This is a genomic window from Vibrio sp. 1F279, from assembly GCF_041439815.1.
Taxonomy (GTDB): Bacteria; Pseudomonadota; Gammaproteobacteria; order Enterobacterales; family Vibrionaceae; genus Vibrio; species Vibrio tasmaniensis_A.
This window is the reverse complement of record NZ_JBGOOU010000073.1, coordinates 1-6,644: the sequence shown is the minus strand read 5'-3', so window position 1 is coordinate 6,644 and position 6,644 is coordinate 1. Positions and strand designations below refer to the sequence as shown.

The window sequence follows — 6,644 nt, the reverse complement described above, 5'->3', positions numbered from 1 at the left end:
TCTTGGTTATGCGATTTACAACATCATTCGAATCACACTCGAGATTCGTAATTCGAAATGCTGATTTAGTTTACTTTTAGCCGTTACGGTGTGCTTTTAGGGTGAGTTTGAACGATGTTAATTCGAGCTGAGATTCGCTATGAAAGCGTCACAAACTTACAAGGCCGTATGGAAGTATATTGCCTTGATCAAGTGTCCAAAATCTTCGCTAAGAGCGTTTGAGGGGTTCTGAGGGCTGTTTCTGATAGCAAACTCGTGGATTTTACATAATAGGAATAATGTACACCTTGTTTTTTGTGGGTGGTTTTTAACCTAGATAACCACTGGGCGTCTTGCCTTACCTTTTGAAGTATTTGTTTATGGCATAATAAGATCGGCTGATTACGGTTTAGATAGGGATTACCGGTGATAAAAGAAAAACAAAAAATTGGTTATGATTGGAATGAGGATGTCTATTGTGACCGGACATATACTGATCCAGACGGGACTAAATATTCACTAGAGCACCTTAGAAATCAAACTTATTCTTATAAATATAAATTTAGGGATGAGGGGGGTAAACGACAAAAAGGTAGCATTGATATTGAAGTTCGTTATAACCCTCATTGTTTTACTCATGAACGTAAGAGTGGTGAAACCACACCAGCCCTTTCATTTGATAAGTTTGATGATGGTTCTACAGTAGATAGGGTTTTTGACCTTGAGCGTTACACCAATTGTGAGCAATTGGTACAGTCAATACAGTACTTAAGCCGGAAGAATTGTAAAGAAAGCCGTATTACAGGTAAGGCTCTTTACTTTAAGCAACATAACAGGCAAAGACCTAGATTTGGCTTATACGTCATTATAAAGATTAAGAATGAGGGCGGAAAGTTAGTTATGTTTGTTGAAACTGCGCATAACAGAAACAATGAGCCATATAAATTAGCTTTATCAGACAAAGAAGAGACTTACGATATCATTTTGGGAAGGTTAATACAGACCCAATGGTCTGAGTTATTAGAATAGTAGATATGAAAACGCCCCAGCAAAGCTGAGGCGACTCATATAAATAACTTAACTGTTGCGCTTCTTAGGTTATTACACCTTATTCCTAACAACCGTCAGACTTACGTCCCGTTTGAAACTGTATTACTACAGCGACATACCTGCACCCTGTTAAGAGCTGCAACTTATGCGAGGTACACAATGATTCTGGCATGATCAGAATTTTAAACAAGCATTACCTTACAAAAAGTGTGATCTGTATCACACTTTTTGTAAGGTAATGCAGTTCTCCAAAGTTTTGGTAACCCATTTACGTAAGCTCATTTAATTCGTACGGGGATTTAGATACAAAAAAGCCTCCATTTAAGGAGGCTTTTTTATTGGGGAAAGTCATGACCGGTTAAAAGGATCATTGAGATCAATCGCTTTTGGGATTAATCTATTTCCCAGATGTGAAAAAACCACCCTGCCAGGTGGCTTTTTTCGGAGTACTCACGATTTCGCAGTCGGTAAGTCCTTTCATGATAGCTATATCACGTAAGCACTTCAAGTACTCCTGCACTCTGTTTGGATTCAAGATGTTTTGGACAGAGCGACGCGCATCAGCCACCGATCAAGGGATATTCCAAAGGTGGCATGGTAAAGGCACTAATCAGAACTAAGCAAACGCTCGATAAATCCGCCCCTTGTAGCTGCTAGAGGGGATAAGCGGGAAAGGAATAAATGATTAGTGTTGTGAGACCGGAATGGGGGCGTAAAGCCTTACTCACAGCGCAGGGCAGCCCGAAAGGGTAAGAGACAAATCCCAATCTGAAAGCGACCATAGAGATACCCAAATCACTCATAAAATTGAGTCGAAAAGGGTAGGGGTCGGCGCAGCCGAAAGGGCTGATTCTTTGCCGTCCTTGTACTCTTATATATTCTACTTCTACCGCTAGGCGCAGTGTGTGAGTAAGCGAAGCGTCCGAACACCGTGCAAGCGGAATATCGTTTCATGTCCATCTTTGGCACTGTCCCCGAATATCTCTTTTCACTTTCATTTAGACTAACGTTATATGTTTTCTTGAATGGATCGCTTCTCTCTAATTCTTTCTTTTTCCGATATACGAAACCGATCTGTAGAACTGATATATGGTCATATCGGTTTCACATATCAGTTCTATAGATCGGTTTTTTTACCTTTCTGCGTGAGCTTATTATCACTCACTTCTTACGCTATTTCTGGGGACTCTTTTAGTGGACTCCCCTTCTGGACTGGCTTAGTCCACTGAATAGGTCCACAAAACTAGTCCACTAGAATGCAAAAAAAGATAAAATAAAAGAGCAGCTTAGAAACATGTTTCTAAGACCTAGGATGCGTAGCGCTACGCGCGACCAAGCACTTCTAGAGGGTGAAATAGTTTGTATTTTCGCAGGTCGTTCCTTCCTGGCTTAATTCAGCCTTTTCATCCGACCAGAATCACTTGGTCTCGCCTACTCAACGCATCCCAATAGCATGCACTAAAATTAGCAATTCCCCTCTCCAGTTCGGCACTTTCAGTGATTGAATTTCTTAACGCTTATAGAGCACTTTCATTCCCACATAACAATTAAATCCCCTCAGAGGGGGACGCTGATCGCGATTGATTTAGGAAACGAAAAGCAGATCGGTGCACCTTGATTTTTTGCGTTCGTCATTTGATTGTCAGGAACGTAATAATCAAGTTTAGAAGTGAAAAAAATGTAGAAAAGCCGGCTAGTATGATAATGACTAAGGTACTAAAAGATGGTGATAATCCGTTGGTTTTTTCTTCCCAATCTTCCAATGCCTGATCTGCTTTCGATAATTTTGAAATGATCGACTGCGTGGACATATGGCTTCTCTTTAAGAGCTTTTCTAGTTCCTGCTCTTGCTCTCTTTGTTCTGCTTTTATTTTATCTATTTTGTGCGTGTCTAGACTGTCATTTACTGCTTGCTTAACGAAATCACTAACACTTTTTCCTTCTGATTTCGCTTTCATTTCGAGCGTAAGTTGGGTGCTTTCTGAAATCCGAATACTAATCACCTTACTCATTCATTTATCCTTTGTTTACGTGGTGTTTACGGTCTGTAAACCAAGGTATATCAAGGGCTTCTGAGTTGAAATGACCATCTTTTACTGTTTACGGATTAGTACATATAGGCACGCTGTCGAATGTATACAAAATTTTTCAAATTTTTCCTTCATTCGCGTCCCAAGGGGAATCCCTTGAACCCTAAAGGTTAAAATCTACGATTTTTCTGACGCTCTCACTCCGTTCGTTTGTCGGATCGTACTCACTCATGAAAGAACTTCGTTCATTTCACGATTAAGCACGATCTCAAATCGCAAACTTTCGGTTATGGGCGTTACGGTGTGATATTAGGATGAGTTTAAAAGATGTTAATTCGCCCTGTGAATGGCTCTGAAAGCGTCACAAACTTACAAGGTTAATTTGGCGTACGGAGCATTAGTTAGGGTGTGAAAATGTCCGCTAAGGGCGTTTTAGGGCTTCTGAGTGGGTGTTTTTGATAGCTAACTAGTGGATTTTACATAATAGGAATAATAAACACCCAAAAATCATCTTATGGAGCTAATGCTATAAGGGGGTGGAGAGTGTTGCTTTTTGGTATTTATTCTTTATTATAGCGCTATAGTTTAGCGCTATAGTTTAGCGCTATAGTTTAGCGCTATAGTTTAGCGCTTTGGGGTGGGTATGTTTTCAGAAGTAAAGGAAGATTTTAGAGAGTGGTTGATCGTTAAGAAAGGAGTATCTAATAGGGTTGCTGGTGATACGATTAGCAGGTGCAAAAGGTTAGATGAAGAAGTTTTAGATTCAATAGATCTCGCGGTTTCTTCTGTTGATAACTATCTTCTAGCAATGTCAGAAATTAAGAATTACGCCAGAGCCAATGGAGCTAAAAACGGTGCGAAATATGCTATGACGGGTTGTCTTAGGTCTGCAATGAGAAAATATTGTGAGTACCGTAATCCGGAAAAGATATCCTATTTCCCTAGTGCTTATAACCTTTGATTTTTGGTGAGTTTATGTCATTTAAATTTATAGATCTCTTTGCGGGGATTGGTGGGATTCGGCTTGGTTTTGAGTCACAGGGGGGAGAGTGTATCTTCTCTTCTGAATGGGACAAGTACGCCCAACAAACATATGAAACTAATTTTGGAGAGAAACCACATGGGGATATAACAAAAATAGCCCCTAAAGATATACCAGACCACGACGTTTTATTGGGAGGTTTTCCCTGCCAAGCTTTCAGTATCATTGGGAAGATGAACGGGTTTGAAGATACTCGAGGAACTCTTTTTTTTAATATTATAGAGATCCTAAAAGAGAAAAAACCTAAGGCATTTATGCTTGAAAATGTAAAGCAACTAAAAAGTCACGATAAAGGGAATACATTTAAAGTCATTCTGAAAGCTTTAGAGGGGCTCGGATATAGTGTTCACCATACAGTTCTTAATGCTTTGGACTTTGGAGTTCCACAAAAACGAGAGAGAACCTTTATTGTCGGATTCTTAGATCATACCGTTTCTTTTAATTTCCCTGTTGGGAAAGAGACTTTTGATTTGTCAGAGGTTCTTGAGCCTGACCATTTAGTTCCTGATAACTTTTTTGTTAGCGATAAGATTCGAAATGAACGTAAGAATAATTTGAGTAAAGAGGCTCCAATACCTAGTATTTGGCATCAGAATATCTCTGGTAATGTATCCCCATTACCTTACTCTTGTGCGCTTAGGTCCGGTGCATCTCATAATTATTTATTAGTTAATGGTTATCGGAGGTTAACGTCTCGAGAGATGTTAAGAATACAAGGGTTTCCAGAGTGGTATAAGATAGTTGTGTCTCACACCCAATTGAAGAAGCAAGCAGGGAATAGCGTTGCTGTTCCAGTAATAAAAGCTATAGCAGAACAGATGGCTATATCTATGCAGTGGGGTCGTCAACAAAATGTAGCTTAGAAATGAGGGCTTAGCCCTCATTAAAACTATAAATTTGGTGTTTTTCTATTTGACGGCTATCCAATCTTCATTGAATCCGATTTCTCTTATGACAGTATCAAAATCTAAGGGAGCCGGCTTTTTTATTGTAAATCGCAGAGCACTATCTGGAACGCTGTAGAATACGGTGAACTGACTACCGTCAGGTTGCCACGTAAATCGGTGCTCACCATCAATATGGCCTTCAAAGTTACCATTTTTATTCACAGTCCAATTGATAATTTTAGGGTCTATCTCATGAGCTTCTTTTTCAAACAGTGTGTAATGGGTTAAATCATCAGACCGTATTAAGAAGCTATGAGTCAGGTCTTTAAAATTAGCTTTAGCAGTTTTTAGCCGTTGATTAAAAATGGCAATGACGGCTTCACCAGTTAGCTCGATATCGTCTAAAGGTCGCTCTATACCACAAGAGAAATTTACATTGTTTCTTCCTGATATAATACGAATGGTTTTCTGGGAGTGTGGGTTCTTTGACTTTACGGTTTTTACCGACCAACTAAAGTCATCTTTGATAACATCGGCAAGACCTAAACTTCTACCAAGTTGTTCTCCACCTATGCTATTAGCAAAGATCTCTTCCCATTTCTCTCCAGTTAACCCCCTTTCTCCAATAGCAATAAGATAGGCGATATTCTTACCAATATTGCTTAAGTATTGTTTAGGGATTTTATTTAATGGGTATGGTCTTTGAGTATCTTTACTATCTCGAATTCTTGGTTTTCCTAGCATCATATGACCTCATATTTTTTAGAGGATTAATATCATTGGAGTAGTTTTAACTCAATGAATATATGGGATTTAATATGAACAGTTCGAAATTTGAACGCGGAAGCAGCGTTTTGTTGAAGGATAAAGTTCCTTGCTGCTGATGTTGCTTTTTGCTCCCTAGCTTTAACGACACCATAAAAGGGCAGTGTTAATGACCCCTAAAAATTACAAAGCTAAATTTCACTTCAATGAGAAGGATTTAGCTCATGATATATACAATGCATATACAACAAGTGGTAACGCACGCATAGCAGGCGGGAAAATCACGATTGCTATCAAAAAATATAAAGTCCATCTAATGATGACAATGATTCGCAAGATTATGGTTGAGCAAAATCTCGATATTACACCGAGAGTCGCTCTTCGTTTGCAAGAGCGACTCTTTAATCGTAATGTTGCGTATCCTACGCTAATTGCTGAATTTGCTGAAAAAGGTCGAACTTCGAGCAATAGAAGTGATGTTTTTAATAAAATTGATGATTTGGTTGATATGTATAAAGGTGAAGCTGAATCGGAAATGATGAGTGTTGAGGCAAAGATAAATGAAATTAAATCCCGTGAAAAAATGCGAAGTCAAAAATCAGGTTAATTTTATTTAACGTAACTTAGTGCACCGAGATTTAGATACAAAAAAGCCTCCCATACAGGAGGCTTTTTTGTTGGGGAAAGTCATGACCGGTTAAAAGGATCATTGAGATCAATCGCTTTTGGGATTAATCTATTCCCCAGATGTGAAAAAACCACCCTGCCAGGTGGCTTTTTTCGGAGTACTCACGATTTCGCAGTCGGTAAGTCCTTTCATGATAGCTATATCACGTAAGCACTTCAAGTACTCCTGCACTCTGTTTGGATTCAAGATGTTTTGGACAGAGC

6 protein-coding genes are annotated in these 6,644 nt (G+C 39.1%); 4 read left to right on the top strand and 2 right to left on the bottom strand.

Going from position 1 to position 6,644, the window contains the following annotated elements; genetic code table 11:
• The first annotated feature begins 405 nt into the window (after positions 1–405).
• Positions 406–1,008, top strand: coding sequence for a hypothetical protein (locus ACED60_RS24850; protein WP_371728674.1), 603 nt, complete (start codon positions 406–408; stop codon positions 1,006–1,008).
• A 1,652-nt stretch (positions 1,009–2,660) separates the two neighbouring features.
• On the opposite strand, the gene ACED60_RS24845 is transcribed toward ACED60_RS24850, so the two are convergent.
• On the bottom strand, positions 2,661–3,041 hold the full coding sequence (locus ACED60_RS24845) for a hypothetical protein (protein ID WP_371728673.1): 381 nt from the start codon (positions 3,039–3,041) through the stop codon (positions 2,661–2,663).
• A gap of 661 nt (positions 3,042–3,702) precedes the next feature.
• Between ACED60_RS24845 and ACED60_RS24840 the strand changes: the two genes are divergently transcribed.
• Together ACED60_RS24840 and ACED60_RS24835 are read left to right on the top strand one after the other, a co-directional pair.
• Positions 3,703–4,020 (top strand): hypothetical protein, encoded by a 318-nt coding sequence (locus ACED60_RS24840; protein ID WP_371728672.1) that lies wholly within the window; start codon positions 3,703–3,705, stop codon positions 4,018–4,020.
• A 14-nt stretch (positions 4,021–4,034) separates the two neighbouring features.
• Positions 4,035–4,964 (top strand): DNA cytosine methyltransferase, encoded by a 930-nt coding sequence (locus tag ACED60_RS24835; RefSeq protein ID WP_371728671.1) that lies wholly within the window; start codon positions 4,035–4,037, stop codon positions 4,962–4,964.
• 45 nt (positions 4,965–5,009) lie between these two features.
• On the opposite strand, the gene ACED60_RS24830 is transcribed toward ACED60_RS24835, so the two are convergent.
• On the bottom strand, positions 5,010–5,735 hold the full coding sequence (locus ACED60_RS24830) for a hypothetical protein (protein ID WP_371728670.1): 726 nt from the start codon (positions 5,733–5,735) through the stop codon (positions 5,010–5,012).
• Between the two features lie 187 nt (positions 5,736–5,922).
• Between ACED60_RS24830 and ACED60_RS24825 the strand changes: the two genes are divergently transcribed.
• Positions 5,923–6,360: a hypothetical protein gene (locus ACED60_RS24825; RefSeq protein ID WP_371728669.1), complete on the top strand. Its 438-nt coding sequence runs from the start codon at positions 5,923–5,925 to the stop codon at positions 6,358–6,360.
• Positions 6,361–6,644: the final 284 nt, after the last annotated feature.